Here is an 18,990-nt window from a genome sequence, read left to right as displayed (position 1 = left end):
AAGACGTGGCTGTGGCAAGGAACTCACGCTTCACGCCGGGGAGCGTCGCTCACCGTCGGAAGCGATTACATGAAAGCATGGCAGTGAAAGCACTGTCCAACGGACTCCTAGAGTTGACTCGTGCTGTAGGGTGTGACCACACTGACCATCGGACCCAGGACCACATCCATGTCGCAGCCACCCGCACCGTCCGCCCAGGTGACCGCCGCCGAGATCTCCCGTATCGCGGGGGTCACGCGCGCCACGGTCAGCAACTGGCGCCGCCGGCACGAGGACTTCCCCGGGCCGTCCGGCGGCACGGAGAGCAGTCCGCTGTACGACCTGGAGTCCGTGCGTGCCTGGCTCGCCTCGCGCGGTCACGCCTCGGCGGCAACCCCGTCGGAGGAACTGCGGACGACCCTCCGCCTGCACGCTCATGAGGGCGGCGGTACGTCGGATCTCCTGCTCCTCGTTCTCGCGGCGGCGGACCGCGCGCCGGAAGAGCTGACGGCCGCCACGCAGTTGCCGGACGCCGACCTCGCCGCCCGCGCACAGCGCGACGCGGCGTCCACGGCTGACGCCGTGCCGGCCGCGGAGACGGTCCGATTCGAGACGGGCGACGCGGCGGTGCTGCGCGCGCTATACGCGTGCGTACGCGACGAGGGCGGTCAGGCCGCGCTGGGCGTGCTGGCGGAGCGGGAACTGGAGGACAGCGCCGCGTCCGGCGCGTACCAGACCCCCGCGCCGCTCGCGGACCTGCTCGCCCGCCTGATCCCCGGAACCCCGGCCCGCGTCCTCGACCCGGCCTGCGGCAGCGGCACCCTCCTGGCGGCCGCCGCCCGCCGGGGCGCACGCGAGCTGTACGGCCAGGACACGCTTCCCGTGCAGGCCCGGCGCAGCGCCGTGAGCCTGATGCTGACGGCCCCGGAGGCCACGGTCACCGTGCACGCCGCCGACAGCCTCCGCGCGGACGCCTTCCCCGGCCTGGTCGCCGACGCGGTGCTGTGCAACCCGCCGTTCGGCGTCCGGGACTGGGGTCACGACGAGCTCGTGTACGACCCGCGCTGGGCGTACGGCGTGCCGCCCCGCGCCGAGTCGGAGCTGGCCTGGGTACAGCACGCGCTCGCCCACCTGACGCCCGGCGGCTACGCGGCCCTGCTGCTGCCGCCCGCAATGGCGGGCCGCGCGTCGGGCCGTCGCGTTCGGGCGGAGCTGGTACGCGGCGGGGCGCTGCGCGCGGTGATCGCGCTGCCGGTCGGCGCGGCGGTGCCGCTGCACGTCGGCCTGCAGATCTGGCTGCTGCAACGGCCCGAGCCGGGCGGTCCGGAGCGCAAGTCGGTGCTGTTCGTGGACACGGCGGCGGACGTGGCGACGGCGGCCGGGCGCGGTGGGACGGCGGTGACCGCCCGCACGCGGGGCGCGAGCCGGTCCGCCTCACCGGACTGGGCGGGGATCACGGCACGTGCCCTGGGTGCGTGGCGGGCGTTCACGGAGAGCCCGGACGCGTATGAGGGCGAACCCGGTGTCGCACACGCGGCCGGCGTGGTGGACCTGCTGGACGACGTGGTGGATCTGACCCCGGCGCGGCTCGTACGGGCGTCACGGGCCGAGGTCGACCCGGCGGAGCTGTCGGTGGAGGCCGACGCCACACGCCGGAGCCTCGCCGAGGCCGCGAAGTCCCTCGCGCGGACGGCGGGTCAGGAGGGCTGGAGCGCGGCGGGCGCCTCGGCCCGCGAGTGGCGGACGGCTACGGCATCCGACCTGTCGCGCGGTGGAGCGCTCACCCTGCTGCGCACCCTGCCCGACAGCTTGCGCGGCAAGGCGCAAGCCGCGAGCGGCGGGGACGGGAGGCCCGAGACGCGGGCGGTGCTCACCGGCTCGGACATCGCGACCGGGTCAGGTCCTACAGGAGAGCCGATGGGGCTGCACGACGACACGGCACCCGTGATCGCTGTCGGGGACGTCCTCGTACGAGGGGTCGCGAGCACGGACGGCCCCATGGCCCGGGTCGCGGGCGAGGAGGACGCCGGCGCACTGCCCGGCCCTCAGGTCCACCTCTTCCGGCCGGACCCGGCACGCCTGGACGCCTGGTTCCTCGCCGGGTTTCTGGGCGCGGAGGAGAACATCGCGGGCGCGTCGACGGGCAGTACGGCGCTGACGGTCAGCCCGGGCCGGCTGCGCGTGCCCCTGCTGCCGCTGGAGGAGCAGCGGCGGTACGGGGAGGCGTTCCGGCACGTGCACGCGCTCCGGGCGGAGGCGCAGCGGGCGACGCGGCTGGCGGAGGAGACGGCACGGCTGCTGTCGGGCGGACTCACGGGCGGCCAGTTGTTGCCGCGCGGGACGTGACGTGACGATCAGCGCGCGACAGGAGCCGAACGCTCACGGGAGGAACTCGGGGAGCCACTCGATGAGCAGCGGCCACACGAGGGCGGCGAAGTACGCGCGCTCCAAGTGGACCTCACCCACGAGACGGCAGACGTCCCGACTGCGGCCGACCCACACCCAGTCGGACTCTTCACGTGTTCTCCACCTCAAGAGGTTGATATCTCCATCCCGCAATCCGCGTTCCCGGCTCCGACCGCATCCACTACCGTGTCTTCAGGCGCGCATCGCGGCTGATCAGACGCGCTCGCCACGACCGAGTTACGAGGACACACGTGCAGATCACGCCCCTGAACCCCGAGGACCCGCTCTCGCTGGGCGACTTCGAACTCCTCGGCCGGATCGGCCAAGGAGGCATGGGCCAGGTCTTCCTCGGGGAATCGCTCGGTGGCGAACCCGCCGCGGTGAAGGTGATCAAGCCGTCGGTCGTGGACTCGGAGTCCCGCGGGCGGTTCGCACAGGAGATCGAGGTCCTGAAGACCATCTGGGGTCCGCGGATCGCGGCGTTCCTGGGAGCCGACGCGGAGGCGGAGCAGCCGTGGCTGGCCACCGAGTACGTGGCCGGCCCCGACCTCGCCCGGCATGTGGAGACGCACGGACCGCTGCCGTCGGTCCTCACCGCCGCGCTCGGCGCGATCCTCGCCGAGGCACTGTCGGCCGTCCACACACAGGGTCTGCTGCACCGCGACCTCAAACCGGCGAACATCCTCCTCGGCCCGAACGGCCCGAAGATCATCGACTTCGGCCTGGCCGCCTTCGCCGAGTCGAGCGTGTCGCTCACCGCGCCCAACCAGGTCGTCGGCACCCCGGTCTGCATGGCCCCGGAGCAGGCGGCCGGTGAGAAGCCGCTGATGTCCGCCGTGGACGTCTACGCGCTCGGTGCGGTGCTGCTGTTCGCGGCGGCCGGCCACTACCCGCACCAGGCGGCGACGCCCTACATGGTCTTCCACCTGGTCACCGACCCCGATGCGGCCCCTGACCTGTCGGACGCCCCCGCCGACCTGGTGCCGCTGCTGACGGACATGCTGGCCCACCGCGCGCAGGACCGTCCGCCGCTGGTCGAGGTGGTGCAGCGGTGCCGTTCGGTCGTCGAGGCCCACGGGCTGAAGATCGCCCAGGCGCGCCGCCGGCTCACCGCCCACACCGCACAGCAGCACACCCCGGCCGTGCCGCCCCCCGCACCCGCCCCTCCGCCGGCCGTCCCCTTCGCGCACCTGCCCACGGCGACCGCTTCGGCCGCACAGGAGCCGTCGCCCACGGCCGACGCGGTGGTGCCCACACCCACGCTCCCGGTACCACCCGCGGTCACGGAGACGCCCGAAACCCAGGCGCCCGCCGCGTCCGCACACGGCGACACCTCGGAAGGCACCCACGGGGATCGGTCGACGCCGAGCCGTCCCGCGAAGTCGCCCCGGCACCGCGCGGGGCCGCCGGGCACCCTGCGCCACTCGGTGCAGGCGCGCAGAACGGCGGAGCGCATCCGCGCCGCCTATGCGGCGGGAGCGCCCTTCGTACCGAGCCGGACCTCCTGACCGTGGCCCGGCAGCTTCCGCACCACTCTTGACCGGCGCCCGAACCGGCCGCACGCCGGCACGGGCGTCGCACCCGACGCGGCCCCACCCCCAGCACCTCGACACGACGACTCAGGAGGCACCCGAGTGACCGCCGACCTCACCACGGCTCCCGCGGCGAGCGGCCAGGACGCCCAGTTCCCGCCGGGCGCCCAGATCCTCGTACGGGACGAGGTGTGGCTGGTCCGCAACGCGACGCGGACCGAGCATGACGGCGCCCGGATCGAGGCCGTCGGTGCGTCGGACTTCGTGCGCGACCAGGAAGCGGTGTTCTTCACCGGCCTGGACCGGATCGAGCTGTTCGACCCGAAGCGGACCCGCCTGGTGCGGGACGACTCGCCCAACTTCCGCCGCTCGCGCCTGTTCCTGGAGGCGGTCCTGCGCAAGACGCCGCTGCCGCAGGCCGAGCGCGGCCTGGCGCTCGCGGACTCCTTCCTCCTGGACTCGCTCCCCTACCAGCAGCGCCCCGCGCAACTCGCGCTGTCGGGCCGCAACCTGCGCCCCCGCATGCTCATCGCGGACGTCGTCGGCCTCGGCAAGACCCTGGAGATCGGCCTCACGCTCGCCGAGCTGATCCGCCGCGGCCGCGGCGAGCGCATCCTCGTCGTCACCCCGCAGCACGTGCTGGAGCAGTTCCAGCACGAACTGTGGACGCGGTTCGCGATCCCGCTGGTGCGCCTGGACTCGGTGGGCATCGAGCGGATCCAGCGGGAGATCCCCGCGGGCCGCAACCCGTTCACGTACTTCAAGCGCGTCATCGTCTCCATCGACACGCTGAAGAACACCGACCAGTACAAGCACCACCTGGAGCGGATCACCTGGGACGCGGTCGTCATCGACGAGTCGCACAACCTCATCAACAAGGGCTCCCTGCGCAACCAGCTGGCCCGCACGCTGGCCCCGCACACCGACGCCCTCCTGCTGGCCTCCGCGACCCCGCACAACGGCGACGCACGCTCCTTCGCCGAGTTGATCTCCCTGCTCGACCCGGCCGCGATCCGCGACCCTGAGCACTACCGCGCCGAGGACATCGAGCATCTGTTCATCCGGCGCACCAAGGTCAGCCCCGAGGTGCGCGAGCAGATGAAGGGCCAGTGGGCGGACCGCGGCCCCTCCCGCTCGATCCGGATCACGGCCACCCCCGCCGAGGAGAAGATCTTCGACGAACTGGCCGCGGTCTGGCTGCCGTCCGACGGTTCCAAGTCGGTCAGTGACGTCCCCCTGTTCCCGTACACGCTGCTGAAGTCCTTCCTCTCCTCCCACACCGCGCTGAAGGCCACGGTCAGCACCCGCATCAAGACGCTGGAGAAGAAGAACGCCCCGGAGTCAACGGCCGCCGAACGCGCCGCCCTGCACCGGCTGCTGGAGCTGTCCTCGGGCATGACGGAGGCGGACTCGGGCAAGTCCAAGGCCCTGCTGGACCAGTTGCGGCAGATCGGGGTCGGGCCAAAGTCCGACACCCGGGTCGTGGTCTTCTCCGAGCGGGTGCAGACCCTGGAGTGGCTGGCCCGGACCGTACCGCAGGCCCTCGGCTTCAAGGGCAAGGCCGCCGAGGAGGCGGCCCGGGTCATGCACGGCGGCCTGTCCGACGAGCAGCAGATGCAGTGCGTGGAGGACTTCGGCCTCGCGGACACACCCGTACGCATCCTGTTCACCGGCGACGTCGCCTCCGAGGGCGTCAACCTGCACCGCCAGTGCCACCAGCTCGTCCACTACGACGTGCCGTGGTCGCTCATCCGCATCGAGCAGCGCAACGGCCGCATCGACCGCTACGGGCAGGCGCACCAGCCGCAGTTCCGGGCGCTGATCCTCACCAGCTCGGTCGACGGCGCCAAGGACGACACCCTTGTCGCGGAGCGCCTGCTGGAGCGCGAGGCCCAGGCCCACCAGTCGCTGGGCACGGCGGAGGCGGTGTCCGGCCTGTACCGGGCGGAGGCCGAGGAGAAGTCCCTCATCCAGGACCTGCTGCGGGGCCGCACCGTGGACGAGTCCCTGGACACCGACCGCGCCTCGGGCACCGGCGAGGACGACGCCGTGGACGACTTCCTCGCCGACTTCTTCGGCCCCGTCAACGAGGAACCGGAAGAGGACACCGCGGGCGACGCCGGCCACGGGACCGGGGCGGCGCCGAAGGCCCACGTGCCCCGGTTGTTCGCCTCCGCCCGCGAGTTCCTGGACGAGGCGCTGCGCGAGGTCTACCCGGACGCCCACGACCGGCTGGACCTGTCCGCCGACCCCGAGACCGGCCTGCTCTCCTTCGTCCCGCCCTCCGACCTGGTGCACCGTCTCAAGGCCCTGCCCCCGGACTACGTCCGCGAGCAGGGCCTGCGCGACCGGCTGAAGGTCACCTTCAACCGGCGGCTCGCCGACCACAGCCTCACGCGCGCCCGCGCCTCGGCGACGTCCAGCTGGCCCGACATCTCCCTGCTGACCGACCTGCACCCCGTCATGGAGTGGCTCACGGACAAGGTCCTTGTCCGCCTGGACCGCCAGGAGGCGCCGGTGCTGACGGCCGACGTGCCGCAGCCCACGTACCTCGTGCAGGGCATCTACTCCAACGCGCTCGGCCGGCCGACCGTCGTCAAGTGGATGGCGGTCACCGCGGACGGCGAGGTCGACGACGACATGGTGGCGGTACTGCGCCGCGCCCAGGTCGGCCCGACGATGGCGAACCCCGGCCTCACGCACGACACGGCCCGCCTCGCCGAGGCGATCCCCGGCGTCCTGGACACCGCGGAGGCCTTCCTGGAACTCCGCCGCGAGGCGTGGGACGAGCCGCTGAGGGCCCCCGTCGAGGAGTACAAGACCCGCCTCGGCTCGTGGGAGCAGCCGACGCTGGCGAGCGGCGGCTCCGCGCCCACCGGTACGCGTGAGCGTCTCGCGTCCCTCGCGGACTCCCTCCTCACCACCGGCCGCCCGATGCTGCGCGTACTCGCCGTGCTGGCCCCCGCCACCGCCCACGCCGCCTGACCGAGTCCCCCAGAGGTTCACGAAGATGACGTACGACAGCCTGGTCAACCGCGGCGACTACTTCTCCGCGCACTACCTCGCCGAGGTCCTCCCCAAGGACCTCAAGTCCGGCCTGCTCGCCGAGTGGAAGCAGCGCGAGGAGGACGCCGCCGGCACCGAGCGCCCCGAGGGCGCGCTGCCGGTCACCCCGCGCGCGGGCCTGCGGGCGCTGCGCCGCCCCTACTTCGCGGCCCGCTCCTACTTCACGATGGACGAGGAGCGGGCGGCGACCGGCGACGACGCCGTCACGTACGACGCCCCCGAGTGGTGCGACCGCGTCCGCGCGCTCAACGCGGAGGTGCTGCACGCCCTCGGCTTCGACGCCAAGCCGGGCACGCTCACCGTCGTCCGTGCCGACCAGTCCCACGAGGTGACGGTCGCGCACGCGGAGAAGGACCTGGTCGCCCTGGACTGCGGCTGGTCCGCCGAACCCGACGACGCCCTGGACCCCGACGGCCCGGGACGCCTCCTGGACGAACTGCGCCTGGACGGCCAGCACACCGTCGCCACCGGCTCCAAGCTCGCCTCCTTCCTGTTCGCCTGCGAGGACGCCCCCCGCTACGTCCTGCTGCTGGTCGGCGGCGTCGTCGTGCTCGCCGACCGGGCCGCGTGGGGCGAGGGCCGCTACCTGGCGGTGTCGCTGGACGCGGCGCTGGAACGCAACGACACCAAGGCGGGCGGCGAACTCGACACGGTGGCCGCACTGTTTGGCGCCGACTCGCTGCGCACGCCGGAAGAGGGCGGCGAGAACCCCCTCACCGCGCTCCTCGACAAGTCCACGAAGCACGCGGTGGGCGTCTCCAGCGAACTCCGCGACGGCCTGCGGCTGAGCGTCGAACTGATCGCCAACGAGGTCCTGGACCGGCTGCGCGAGGCCGGCGTCCGTCCAGACGAGGTCAAGGAACTCCCCGAACTGGGCCGCCAGTTGACGCGGGAGTCGCTGCGCTACCTGTACCGGGTGCTGTTCCTGCTGTACGCGGAGGCCCGCCCGGAGCTGGGCATCCTGCCCTCGGACTACCTCGAGTACCAGATGGGGTACGGCCTGGGCCGGTTGGGCGAGTTGATCGCCGAGCGGGATCTCGTGGACGAGAAGTCCCGCAAGGGGTTCTACCTGTACGAGTCGCTGGACCTGCTGTTCGGGAAGGTCCAGGAAGGGTACCGGCCGCGCCGCACGCACGGGGTGAACGCGGAGTCGACGGAGGCCGTGACCGCGAAGACCTCGGAGGACCTGGGGCTGCGGTTCGAGCCGCTGCACTCCAAGCTGTTCGAGCCGGACGCGATCCGGCTGATCGGGCGGGACGCGGTTCCGGACCCGCGCGTCGACACCGAGGCCGAGGCTGGTGCTAGTGCTGACGACGGGGAGCGTTTCATCGATACCCGCCTGCGCAACGAGACCCTGTACCGGGTGCTGCGCCTGCTGATGCTGACGCGCGGCAAGAGGCGCGAGCGCGGCGGCTTCATCTCCTACGCCCAGCTCGGCATCAACCAGCTCGGCGCCGTGTACGAGGGCCTGATGTCCTACTCGGGCTTCGTGGCGGGCGAGGAACTGTACGAGGTCGCGAAGAACGGCGACCCGAAGGACGGCTCCTGGCTGATCCCGGCGACGAAGGCCGACGAGTACCCGGACGAGGTGTTCGTCCGGCACAAGGACGAGGACACGGGTGTGGAGGAGCGCGTGCGGTACGCGCCGGGCGCGTTCGTTTACCGCCTGTCGGGGCGCGACCGCCAGACGTCGGCCTCGTACTACACGCCGGAGTCGCTGACCCGGGTGACGGTCCAGCTCGCGTTGCAGCATCGCCTGGACCAGGACGACACGGTCACCGAGGCGCGCGAGATGCTGGACTGGAAGATCTGCGAGCCGGCGCTCGGCTCGGGCGCGTTCCTCAACGAGGCGATCAACCAGGTCGCGGCGGAGTACCTGCGGCGGCGTCAGGACGAGCTGGGCGTCGCCATCGACACGGAGAAGTACGCAGTCGAACTCCAGAAGGCCAAGGCGTACATCGCCCTGCACAACTCCTACGGCGTGGACTTGAACGACACGGCGGTGGAGCTGGCGGAGGTGTCGCTGTGGCTGAACACGATGCACCCGGGGATGGAGGCGCCGTGGTTCGGGCTGCATTTGCGGCGCGGCAACTCGCTGATCGGGGCCAGGCGTGAGGTCTATCCGGCGGAGCGGCTACGGAACCGGGGCTGGCTCGGGACCACCCCGGAGCGCTTCCCTCTGACGGAGGCCGCCAACGGCCTGCCGGTGACGGTGATCGAGCGCAAGACGCGAAGTGGTGAGGTCCAGCGCCTCAGGGAGAACGCGGTCCATCACTTCCTGCTGCCGGCGGCGGAGTGGGGCGCGGTAGCGGCCGAGAAGGAGGCCAAGGTACTGGCACCGGATCAGGCGAAGGCGTTGGCGGCTTGGAGGAAGGCCATCACCAGGCAGCCCACGGCCAGGCAGATCGAGCGCCTGCAGGGTCTGGCGAGGCGGGCGGAGTACCTATGGGGGCTGGTCATTCGCCGGCTGGAGATCTCCGAGCGAGAGATCTCGCGACGGATCGACGTGTGGGGCGCGGAGGACGGCTGGCTGCGCTCGCCCGAGTTCGCGGTGCCCAGGGAGAAGGTCAAGGCGGACCTGGAAGCGGTCGATACCCCGTACTGGCGTCTGAAGACGCTGATGGACGCGTGGTGCGCGCTGTGGTTCTGGCCGGTGCAGGAGGCTGCGCTTCTGGACGGTTCGCATGACTCGTATGCGCGGGCGGCGGAGGTAGCCTCGCAGTCAGCGGCATGGACCGTGTCGGCAGTCCCGGTCCCGGCCCAGTCGGGTGCGCCTACGCGGGAGACGTACGAGTCGGAGGACCTGTTCGGCGGGGTCGAAGTCGTCGAGGTCAAGTCGAAGCGCGCGCGGGGCGGCAGCCGTAGGGAACAGATCCGGGGCGAGCGCCGCCCGGTGATCCCGCTGGCCTCGCTGGATGACTGGCTGGACTTCGCTGAGTCGCTGCTGGGTACGCATGACGTGCCGGCGGACTCGCTGGTGTCCCAGTTCGACACGCTCGATGAGCTTGAGCGGTACGAGGACGAACTGCCCGAGTGGATGGGCATGGAGCGGTTCTACTCGCTGGAGTCGCGGTATCCGTGGGCAGCGGTCGCTCGAGATGTGGCCGAGCGACAGGGGTTCTTCCACTGGGAGCTGGAGTTCGGGCAGGTATTCCGCGCGCGGGGCGGGTTTGATCTGCAGGTGGGGAATCCGCCTTGGGTTCGGCCGAAATGGCAGGAGGACCTGATCCTGGCGGAATTGGAGCCGTGGTTCACGCTCGCGGAGAAGCCCAGTGTGGCGGACTGGCGTCTCCGAAAGGAAGAGGCGCTAAGCACACATGCCGACGGCCAAGTTTTTCTCTTGGGCGAGCTTGCCGCCCATACGGGAGCCGTTGCCATACTGAGCAGCCCGGCTGTATATCCGCTCCTTCTCGGTACGCAGAGCGATCTCTACCGAGCTTTCATGGCTCAAGTGTGGCGGCACATCGCACCGCATGGCAGCGTGGGTCTGCTCCACCCTGACACACACTTCGGCGGTGTACGCGAAGGTGTCATCCGGGCTGCCGCCTACCGGCATCTCCGGGTCCATGCCCACTTCGTAAACTCGGCGAACTGGGCCTTCGAAGATCTTGACCGCGGTTGGGAATTTGGTGTGCACATCTACGGCGCACCCCGGGAACCTGACTTTATGCACGTAAGTGAACTTCGGGGCGCCGAAGTTTTGCCTGATTCGCTGGCTCATGACGGGCAAGGTGCAATGCCTGGCATCAAGCACAACGGCTCGTGGGACGTTCGGCCGCACCGCGAACGCATAGTGCATGTGGATATGACGTTGCTAGAAAGTTGGCGAGCTCTGACGGGTGCAACAAGCGGAGCAGCACAGACACCACTGCTTTACCCAGTCCTGGTTGGCGAGCAAAGGGCGATCGAGGCGCTTGCCACGCATCGGAGCAGCCTAGCCGATTACCACCCTATGATCTCCAGCGGTTACCACGAAGGAAGCGCTAAAAAGAATGGGTTGATCCGCTGGAGTAACCAGGCCGTTTCTCAGCTCGGAGACGTCATCCTGCAAGGACCGCACTTTGCTTCTGCGCTTCCTTTCTCGAAACAGCCTAGGATTCCATGCAGAAGCAACAGAGACTGGGACCCACTGGTGGTAACGGAGCTTCCAGAAACGTGCGTTCCAGTGACGAACTATGCGCGCGCCACCGATGAGGCGACCTTCGTCGCAGCACAGGACACCTGGCGCGGGAGTCCGTTCACAACGGCTTTCAGGCTTGCCTGGCGAAGGATGATCCCCTTTAACACGAGCCGCAGCCTGCAGGCTGCCCTCATCCCGCCTGGCCCCGCCCACATTGACGCCGTCCACTCAATGGCCATGGCTGACAACAGGCTGACTGCCCTCAACGCAGGATTCTGGGCTTCATTGCCACTCGACTACCTCTTGCGCATCACTGGGAAAAGCGACCTCACGCCTGCCAATGCAAAGCAGTTGCCCGCTGCGGACCCGCAGCACCCTCTGGCCCCCGCCCTACTTCTGCGCACCCTCCGTCTGAACGCCCTCACCACCCACTACGCCTCCCTTTGGACGGAGCTGTTCGACCCTCTCTGGGCGGGCTATGAGGACTGGGCCAACCCCAACTGGCCTGGTCTGAACCCCCTCACCGCTGGCCTCAAGCCGACCTGGGAGTACACCACCCCGCTCCGCACCGAGTACGAGCGCCGGGCCGCGCTCGTCGAACTGGACGCCCTCGTCGCTGTCTGGCTTGGTATCACCGCCGATCAACTCGCCGGGATCTTCAAGTCCCGCTACCCGCAGCTCTACGACTACGAGTCAGCGACCTACTTCGACGTTAACGGCCGCAAGATCGCCGCGGACTTCAACACCTACGGTCACGGCCAGACCAAGCAGGACTACATTGACCTGCTGGCTCACCTTGAAAACCCGGAGACGACCCCGCCCCCAGCTGGCTACACCGCCCCCTTCTACAAGGCCGACCGCGAAGCCGAAATGCGCGCCGCGCACGCCCACTTCCAGGCCCGCCTGGACGAGGAGATCGCAGTTGGCCGCTGGACCCCGCCGGAGCCGGGCAACAGCTGAGCCAGCCAAGCAAAGGGCGCGGGAGCCGACGTACCGGCACCCGCGCCCACTCAGCCGCAAGCCGCTGCTGCCGAGACCGACGTATCGCTCAGCCATCCGCAGCGAACTCCACGAGCCTCACACCCCACGATGGCCGCCGCCTCCGCCCCGACACCGCCGGCCCCGCACGAATCCTCGCCGCTCGTCCCCACGGCTGGCCACCTACTGGTTCTCGCGCACACATTCGACCGCCGCTTTGCGCCACCAGAATGACCCGCACCGTCACACACTGCTTACCACCTTTGCGCATACAGTAACCAACTGCAAGCACTTGACCGCCGCGCCGCCGGGCCCCCGGTTCCCTCACTCCCCCTCCCCCGGGTCCCCCCTATCCCGACGGGGCATCAGGTAGCCTGCTGTCATACCACTTGTGATGAACTCATGAAGGAGCGCCCCTTTGGCAGGCGGAACGACTGGCCGCGGAAGCGCCTCCGGGGCTTTCGATCTCGACGCGGCCTTCCCGCCTCCGCGCAACCAGCAGGTCCGCTTCGAGTTCACCGACACCGGGATCAACGCCGATATCGAGGCCGAAGACGTCGGCGAGGCGCATCAGATCGAGTTTGATCCGGAGCTCATCGACGTCCAGCCCCGGTCCACGACGGTCGATCTTGTCATAAAGCGACTCTCGCGAGGGCAGATCGACCTGCAGCCCGACTTCCAGCGGCACTCGGGCGTCTGGAACGAGAGGTCGCAGAGCCGGCTAATTGAGTCGCTGCTGTTGCGGATCGCCCTGCCGACGATCTACGTTGCGCAGGAGGACGACGATTCTTGGTCCGTGGTGGACGGGGTTCAGCGTCTCTCGACCATCGTCCGGTTCGTACAGCCGGCGGCCGCGGGTCTCGAACGGCTGTATCTGTCCGACCTCGAGTACCTCACCACGTACAACGGGTGCCAGTTCGAGGATCTCCCCGGCCGGATGCAGACGCGCATCTCGGAGACCGAGCTGTCCCTGCTCGTCATCCGGAAGGGGACGCCCGAGGAAGCGAAGTTCAACATCTTCGCCCGTATCAACACGGGTGGGCAGCCCTTGAGCCGGCAGGAACTGCGGCACGCGCTGATTCCCGGCCCGGCTAGGAAGCTGCTCGCCGAGCTGGCGGGGAGCGAGGCCTTCCTGGAGGCGACGACCAGGAGTGTCTCCCCGACCCGCATGGCCGAGCGGGAACTCTGCCTGCGCTTCCTGGCCTTCTGGCTGAACCCTCCGGAGCGTTACACGACGCAGGACTTCGATGGCTTCCTCCGCAACGCAATGCACTCCATCAACCGGTTGTCGCCTGGCGCGCGCGGTGGCCTCGTGGACGAGTTCGAGTATGCGATGTCCGCTTGCCGCCGGGTGTTCGGGCGCCACGCGTTCCGGAAACAGGTCCGGGGAGCCAGCTTCCGCTATCCGATCAACAAGGCGCTGTTCGAGGTGCAGAGCGTGGTCCTGGCGCAGTGTGCGCCGGAGGAGATCGACGAGCTCGCGGTGCGTGCCGAGTTTGTACGGGACAAGTTCATGGACCTCGTGGACGAGCCGGAGTTCTTCGACTCCATCTCCTCCGGCACGGGTGACGCCGACAAGGTCAACTACCGCTTCCAGTCGATGAAGGACCTGATCCGCGAGGTGCTGCATGCTTGAGTCGCTCACGCTCACCAACTTCAAGGCATTCTCGCGGCAGCGGATCGGCCTGGCGCCCTTCACTCTGCTCACCGGCCTCAACTCCTCCGGGAAGAGTTCGGTGCTCCAGTCGTTGGCCCTGCTCCGGCAGTCCTACGAGTCGGGAGATCTGACGCCGGTCGGTGACACGGAGGCGGGTCTGCTGCTCAACGGGGAACTCGTGCAGCTCGGCACTGGCCAGGATGTGCGGTACGAGTTCTACGACGAGCACGGACCGCACATCAGTCTAGACGTGCAGGGGGACGGGGCGAGCACCCGGTGGTCGGCCACCTACGAGCAGGAGGCCGACCACCTGAAACTGCTCAAGGAGGAGAGCCAGGCGCCGCGAGACGCGGCCTCGCTGGCGGCGCTGCTCCCGACGCTGTTCGGGCCCGGGTTCCAGTACCTCAGGGCGGACCGTATCTCGCCGCAGGTCAGTTACCCGCGCTCGCATCACGCGGTGAGCAGCCGGGGCTTCCTCGGCCCGGAGGGTGAGCACACCGTCAACTATCTGAGGGCGCACCAGGATGACGAGGTGACCTCGAAGCAGTTGCGTATCAAGGATGCGGCCTCGTCCTCCCTGCTCGACCAGACACGGGCGTGGATGCAGAAGCTGTGCCCCGGCGTGAGCCTCGAAGCTTCGGGGATAGTCGGCACCGACACCGTGCGGCTGAGCTACACCTTCGGCTCCGGCGCCTCGCGCTCCAACGCTTACCGTCCGACGAACGTGGGCTTCGGGCTTACGTACGTACTGCCGATCGTGGTGGCGTGCCTGTCATCGAAGCCGGGATCGCTGATCCTACTGGAGAACCCGGAGGCTCACCTCCACCCGCAGGGCCAGACGTGGATGGCATATCTCGCCGGTGCGGCAGCGGCGGGCGAGGCGCAGATCGTCATGGAGACGCACAGCGACCATGTCCTGAACGGGCTTCGGCTGGAAGTCAAGAAGGGGCGGCTGCCGGCCGAAGCGTCGGCCGTGCACTATTTCCGGCGCGACGGCCAGACCTCCGAGGTCGTCAGCCCGGTGATCGCCTCCGACGGCACGCTCTCCGAGTGGCCCGTCGGCTTCTTCGACGAGTGGGAGAACTCACTCGACCAGCTTCTCGACTGACGGCACGACCGGACGTCAGGCCTGGGTTTCATCAAGCCCGAGGTCAGGCACGGACGTCGGCCGATTCAACGGCACGGATACAGACAGGGGTGGGGGGACGTGCCTCTTCTCGTTTTCATGAACGAACAGTCCTGTGCGTCCGAGGCGGACGCGGACAAAGTCGCCGACGGCATGCGGGCGTTCGTCTCCATGCTGAAGAAGCTCAGGGAGTGGCGGGACATCAGCCTCGCCACGCAGAGCCCCATCGGCGACACGGAGTTGGCGAGGGGCTACTACTACGCCCAGTGGCGGAACGACCGGCGGAACCGGGAGCAGCACCTGTTCATCCAGCGGATGCGCGACCGGTGCACCACCTTCGCCAAGGCCCTCCACGAGTCGGCGGCGCCCGAGCAGGGTGCGGTCAGGCACAGCCACAAGGGAGTCGAAGTCCAGGGTCTCGGCGCCGCGCAGATGTCGGACGGGCTGGCTCTAAGCCTGCCTGTCGACCCGTGCTGGGACGCGACCTGGCTCCGCCTCGACGTCGAGGAACTCGCGGAGGATGTGCGGTCCGGCGAGCTGAACCTGACCAACTACACAGACTGCGTACGGCATGCCTGCCGGGCGGACCATCTCGACGCACACGAGACGTGGGCCCGGACGGAAGGCCTGGACGCAGTGTCCAGCGGCGCCGAACTCTGGGCCCAGGCGGGGGATCTCTTCCCCAATCTGCAGTTCCTGCCACACGTGCGGGACCATCTGGAGAACCTCGATCCCCGATGGTTCAAGGGCACCAAGCGGCTGCTCCGCCAGCTCCAGGAGTCGGCCGCTGGCTGGGACCCGGTCACGTCACCGACCGGACCGCACTGGGAGGCCGCCCACATCCGGCCCGAGCACGAGGGCGCCCGGCGGAATCGTTGGTGGGACGACCTGGACGGCGTGAGCCGCTGCTTCGAACTGCACGGCAACATCAACACTGGAGCCGGGCGGATCTACTTCCGCTTGGTCCACGACGAGAAAGCGATCCGCATCGCCCACATCGGTCGGCATCTCTGACAGCGCAGTCCACCCACAGAGCCCCACACCCCGCTCGCCGGTGAAGAGACGAGGGAACATGACCAAACCGCACCACAGCCTGGGCGGCGAGGAGCCGTCCCGGGCCAGCTACCTGCTCGACGGCCGCCGGGTCCAGATCTCCGACCTGCTGCGGCATGGCCTGCTCAAGGAGGGGACGACCCTCACCTTCACTCGGCCACAGATCGGCGACAGCTACAAGGCCACGGTCACCGCCAAGGGCTGGCTCCGCCTGGAGAACGGCGAGGAAGCGCGCTCCCCCTCCCGGGCCGCCTACATAGCCGCCGGCGGGGGCGCCTTCGCCGGCTGGCACGCCTGGGTGCTGAGTGACGGCCGTTCTCTCTCCAGGCTAAGGCAGCAGCTGTTGGACATGTCGGCCTCTGAGGTCAACGCCCGTGGCAGGGAGCACTCAACGCCCAGATTGTTCCTGTCGCCCGCCGAGCGGCACGACCGGCTCAAGGCGGCCGCAGTACGGGCGGAGGCCGGCGAACCGCAGTCGATGTCCGTGCAGGAACTGCTGAGCTGGTGGGGGGCGACAGGACGTGGCGCGGTCAACGACCACATCGAGGCGGAACTCGCTAACCACGGCCTGGTCACCTCACCGGGCTTTGACAAGGTGCCGCTCACCGCGACCGTGCGACTGGTGAAAGAGGCAGCTGAAGAGGAGAAGGACGTCGACTCGGCCCCGGAGTCCTCCTTCAGGATGCTGACCGGCCTGCCCGCGGATGCCGCGTCGCCGGAGACAGGGCTGACCGTGGGCACGCTTCCCTCGGCGCTCGGGGACGCCGTGGTGAGCGTGAAGCCGACCGCCACCTTCGAGGAGGCGATCACGCTGATGACCCTCTACGACTTCTCACAGCTTCCCGTACTCACCAGCCCTCATAACCTGCGTGGTGCGGTCTCCTGGAAGTCCATTGCCAGGGCCTGGCACGCTGATCCGGACGCGCCGTTCTCCCACGCCGTCGTGGAGCCCCAGGTCGTCCGCTACGACCACGACCTGATAGATGTCCTCCCCATGCTGGCCGAGTCTGACTTCGTACTCGTGAAGGACCAGCACAACAAGATCGCCGGTATCGTCACGGCGGCCGATGTTGCCCAGGCCTACGGGGACCTCGCTAGCCACTTCCTAATGATCGGGGAGATGGACCGCAGGCTGCGGCAGATCATCGCAGGGACCTTCACGCTGGAGGAGGTCAGCGCCCTATGCGACCCGGACGGAGAGCGTGTCACCTCCTTCGGCGATCTCACGGTGGGCGACTACCTGCGCGTGCTCGAACACCCGGAGCGCTGGGAGCAGTTGGGCTGGCGTCTCCACCGGAAGACGTTCATCGACTGGCTGGAGGAGGTCCGGAAGATCCGCAACAACGTCATGCACTTCAACAGCAGCGACCCGCTGCCAAAGGCGGACGTGGACAAGATCCGTAACCTCAACAAGCTCCTGCGTGATTACGGCGAGTAGCTGTAGTCACCCTTACTACGGCACTGCACCGGACTGCGGATACGGCTGACCGCGCCTCTCGGCGTGGCGTGATGGACCGTTACGGGGTTCCGGGCGGCAGGATTTCGGCATTGAGAGAGCACTCCGTGCTTTCGGGCAAGGGCGCGGTCGTCAACCTGCCAGCTCCCCTGCCCAGGCCGAGATGCGGGCCACAATGCGTACTTCAAAGCCCGTCTCGACAAGGAGATCGCCCTCGGCCGCTAGACTCCGCCTGCGATTCGTGAGGCCTGAACATCATTCCTCACTGCGACGGTCGGCGCTTCCCTGGGGAAGCGCCGACCGTCGAGTGCAGCCGTGCAAGCTCACATCATCTCAAGCAACGCCGACCATGCTGCGGGGCTGACCTCCAGCACCGGCCCACCTTGAGCGACCCGCTTCGAGTCACGCACATGCACGGCAGTCGCCAGGAAGGCAACCTCAACGCACTCCCCACCCGCGCCGCTGCTGTAGCTACTCGTGAACCAACGCAGTTCCGAGCGAGGCTGGCAGCTCGCGTCTTCCGTGTTCATAGCTCTCCCAACAGCTTCTGCACGAATGCCAGTGACTCCGAGGGCGTCAGACCCTGGGCACGCAAGATGCCATACCGCTCCTCGAAACCCCGGACCACTGGCCGCTCACTGTAGAGGTGACTGTGCTCGTTCACCTCCACATAGGCGATCCTCTGCGCCTTGTCCGTCTCCATCAAGGTGAACGGGCCGCCCATTCCGGCATGTTGGCGACGATCGGTCGGCATGACCTGGATCTCGACGTTGCGCTGCTGACCGTACAAGAGCACCTGCTCCAGTTGCGCCCGCATCACCGCGCTCCCGCCAAGCGGCCGACGCAGAGTGCTCTCCTCGATGACGAAGCTGATCGTCGGCATGGGCCTGCGCGAGAACAACTCCTGGCGAGCCAACCGGGCAGCCACACGCTGATTCACGGTCTCCTCGTCAAGGAGCGGGCGCCACATCTCGAACACCACCCGCGCGTACTCCTCGACCTGCAACAACCCCGGCACAGCCTGGTTGGCATACACATGCAGCTCAACCGCCTCCGCCTCCACCTTCGCCGCGTCCCGGAAGAACGCCGGGTACCGAGCCCGCGCCACCTCCTCCTTCATCACCGTCAGCAACCCGCCGGCCTCCAGCACCGCATCCGCCCGGTCAATGAACTCCGGCCTGGGGATCCGCCGCCCGAGCTCCACCGAGGTGACCATGTCCTCGCCGTACCCGAGCTTCGCACCCAACTCCGCCCGCGTCAGCCCCTGACTCGTCCTCAGCAACCGCAACTGCTGCCCGAAGCACCGGAGGATGCCCGCCTCGCTCTCACCGTATGCCGCCATGGCGACCTCACCTCACCCACCCGCAGGGAGGCACCCGCCCGCGCCTCATCCCGCCGCAGGCGCCACACCGGTCCGTTACTCACAGCACATGTTATGGACACGCAGCGTCGCCGTGGCCCCAGTTCGCCCGGTTCCCCCGTAACGCCTACGAGCGTCCGCCCTCCCCTGTACAGCCCCGGGCTGTACACCCCCACCCACGTGTCCCGCCACGGTACCGGTCGCCTGACCACCCGCTAAGGTGGCGCCTCAAGGGGAGGACAGAGCGGCCGTTGCAC

Annotated in this window: 11 protein-coding genes; 8 read left to right on the top strand and 3 right to left on the bottom strand. The window is 68.9% G+C overall.

Going from position 1 to position 18,990, the window contains the following annotated elements; translation table 11 throughout:
* Nucleotides 1-168: 168 nt before the first annotated feature.
* Nucleotides 169-2,325: an N-6 DNA methylase gene (locus ACZ3TS_RS32820; protein ID WP_467625131.1), complete on the top strand. Its 2,157-nt coding sequence runs from the start codon at nucleotides 169-171 to the stop codon at nucleotides 2,323-2,325.
* Between the two features lie 33 nt (nucleotides 2,326-2,358).
* On the opposite strand, the gene ACZ3TS_RS32815 is transcribed toward ACZ3TS_RS32820, so the two are convergent.
* On the bottom strand, nucleotides 2,359-2,514 hold the full coding sequence (locus ACZ3TS_RS32815) for a hypothetical protein (protein ID WP_467625129.1): 156 nt from the start codon (nucleotides 2,512-2,514) through the stop codon (nucleotides 2,359-2,361).
* 122 nt (nucleotides 2,515-2,636) lie between these two features.
* Here ACZ3TS_RS32815 and ACZ3TS_RS32810 point away from each other — a divergent pair, with 122 nt between their 5' ends.
* From ACZ3TS_RS32810 to ACZ3TS_RS32780, 7 genes are all read left to right on the top strand, one after another.
* Nucleotides 2,637-3,893, top strand: a complete 1,257-nt coding sequence (locus ACZ3TS_RS32810) for a serine/threonine-protein kinase (protein ID WP_467625127.1) — start codon at nucleotides 2,637-2,639, stop codon at nucleotides 3,891-3,893.
* Nucleotides 3,894-4,019: 126 nt separating this feature from the next.
* Entirely contained in the window at nucleotides 4,020-6,902 is a 2,883-nt protein-coding gene (locus ACZ3TS_RS32805) for an SNF2-related protein (protein WP_467625124.1), read from the top strand.
* 25 nt (nucleotides 6,903-6,927) lie between these two features.
* Nucleotides 6,928-12,063 carry a class I SAM-dependent DNA methyltransferase gene (locus tag ACZ3TS_RS32800; RefSeq protein ID WP_467625122.1) on the top strand — a complete coding sequence of 1,712 codons (5,136 nt, stop codon included), beginning with the start codon at nucleotides 6,928-6,930 and terminating at the stop codon, nucleotides 12,061-12,063.
* A gap of 436 nt (nucleotides 12,064-12,499) precedes the next feature.
* Nucleotides 12,500-13,717 carry a DUF262 domain-containing protein gene (locus ACZ3TS_RS32795; RefSeq protein WP_467625120.1) on the top strand — a complete coding sequence of 406 codons (1,218 nt, stop codon included), beginning with the start codon at nucleotides 12,500-12,502 and terminating at the stop codon, nucleotides 13,715-13,717.
* The gene (locus ACZ3TS_RS32790) at nucleotides 13,710-14,846 is read left to right on the top strand and encodes an AAA family ATPase (RefSeq protein WP_467625117.1); all 1,137 of its coding nucleotides are present in this window, start codon (nucleotides 13,710-13,712) and stop codon (nucleotides 14,844-14,846) included. The genes ACZ3TS_RS32795 and ACZ3TS_RS32790 overlap by 8 nt, the downstream gene beginning before the upstream one ends.
* Nucleotides 14,847-14,963: 117 nt before the next feature.
* Nucleotides 14,964-15,878: a hypothetical protein gene (locus tag ACZ3TS_RS32785; RefSeq protein WP_467625115.1), complete on the top strand. Its 915-nt coding sequence runs from the start codon at nucleotides 14,964-14,966 to the stop codon at nucleotides 15,876-15,878.
* 58 nt (nucleotides 15,879-15,936) lie between these two features.
* Nucleotides 15,937-17,355, top strand: coding sequence for a restriction system modified-DNA reader domain-containing protein (locus ACZ3TS_RS32780; RefSeq protein WP_467625113.1), 1,419 nt, complete (start codon nucleotides 15,937-15,939; stop codon nucleotides 17,353-17,355).
* Nucleotides 17,356-17,696: 341 nt separating this feature from the next.
* On the opposite strand, the gene ACZ3TS_RS32775 is transcribed toward ACZ3TS_RS32780, so the two are convergent.
* Together ACZ3TS_RS32775 and ACZ3TS_RS32770 are read right to left on the bottom strand one after the other, a co-directional pair.
* Nucleotides 17,697-17,903: a DUF397 domain-containing protein gene (locus tag ACZ3TS_RS32775; RefSeq protein WP_467625110.1), complete on the bottom strand. Its 207-nt coding sequence runs from the start codon at nucleotides 17,901-17,903 to the stop codon at nucleotides 17,697-17,699.
* Nucleotides 17,900-18,715, bottom strand: coding sequence for a helix-turn-helix domain-containing protein (locus ACZ3TS_RS32770; RefSeq protein WP_467625109.1), 816 nt, complete (start codon nucleotides 18,713-18,715; stop codon nucleotides 17,900-17,902). The genes ACZ3TS_RS32775 and ACZ3TS_RS32770 overlap by 4 nt, the downstream gene beginning before the upstream one ends.
* Nucleotides 18,716-18,990: the final 275 nt, after the last annotated feature.

The sequence above is a fragment of the Streptomyces sp. NPDC022910 genome (assembly GCF_055561075.1).
Note: the sequence above shows the minus strand (reverse complement) of the source record. Positions and strands in the feature narration are given on the sequence as shown.

Excerpts from the sequence above, each read along its gene's own strand:
- ACZ3TS_RS32780 (WP_467625113.1), top strand. The coding sequence starts at position 15,937 with ATGACCAAACCGCACCACAGCCTGGGCGGCGAGGAGCCGTCCCGGGCC.
- ACZ3TS_RS32775 (WP_467625110.1), bottom strand. The coding sequence starts at position 17,903 with ATGAACACGGAAGACGCGAGCTGCCAGCCTCGCTCGGAACTGCGTTGG.
- ACZ3TS_RS32790 (WP_467625117.1), top strand. The coding sequence starts at position 13,710 with ATGCTTGAGTCGCTCACGCTCACCAACTTCAAGGCATTCTCGCGGCAG.
- ACZ3TS_RS32820 (WP_467625131.1), top strand. The coding sequence starts at position 169 with ATGTCGCAGCCACCCGCACCGTCCGCCCAGGTGACCGCCGCCGAGATC.
- ACZ3TS_RS32785 (WP_467625115.1), top strand. The coding sequence starts at position 14,964 with ATGAACGAACAGTCCTGTGCGTCCGAGGCGGACGCGGACAAAGTCGCC.
- ACZ3TS_RS32800 (WP_467625122.1), top strand. The coding sequence starts at position 6,928 with ATGACGTACGACAGCCTGGTCAACCGCGGCGACTACTTCTCCGCGCAC.
- ACZ3TS_RS32770 (WP_467625109.1), bottom strand. The coding sequence starts at position 18,715 with ATGGCGGCATACGGTGAGAGCGAGGCGGGCATCCTCCGGTGCTTCGGG.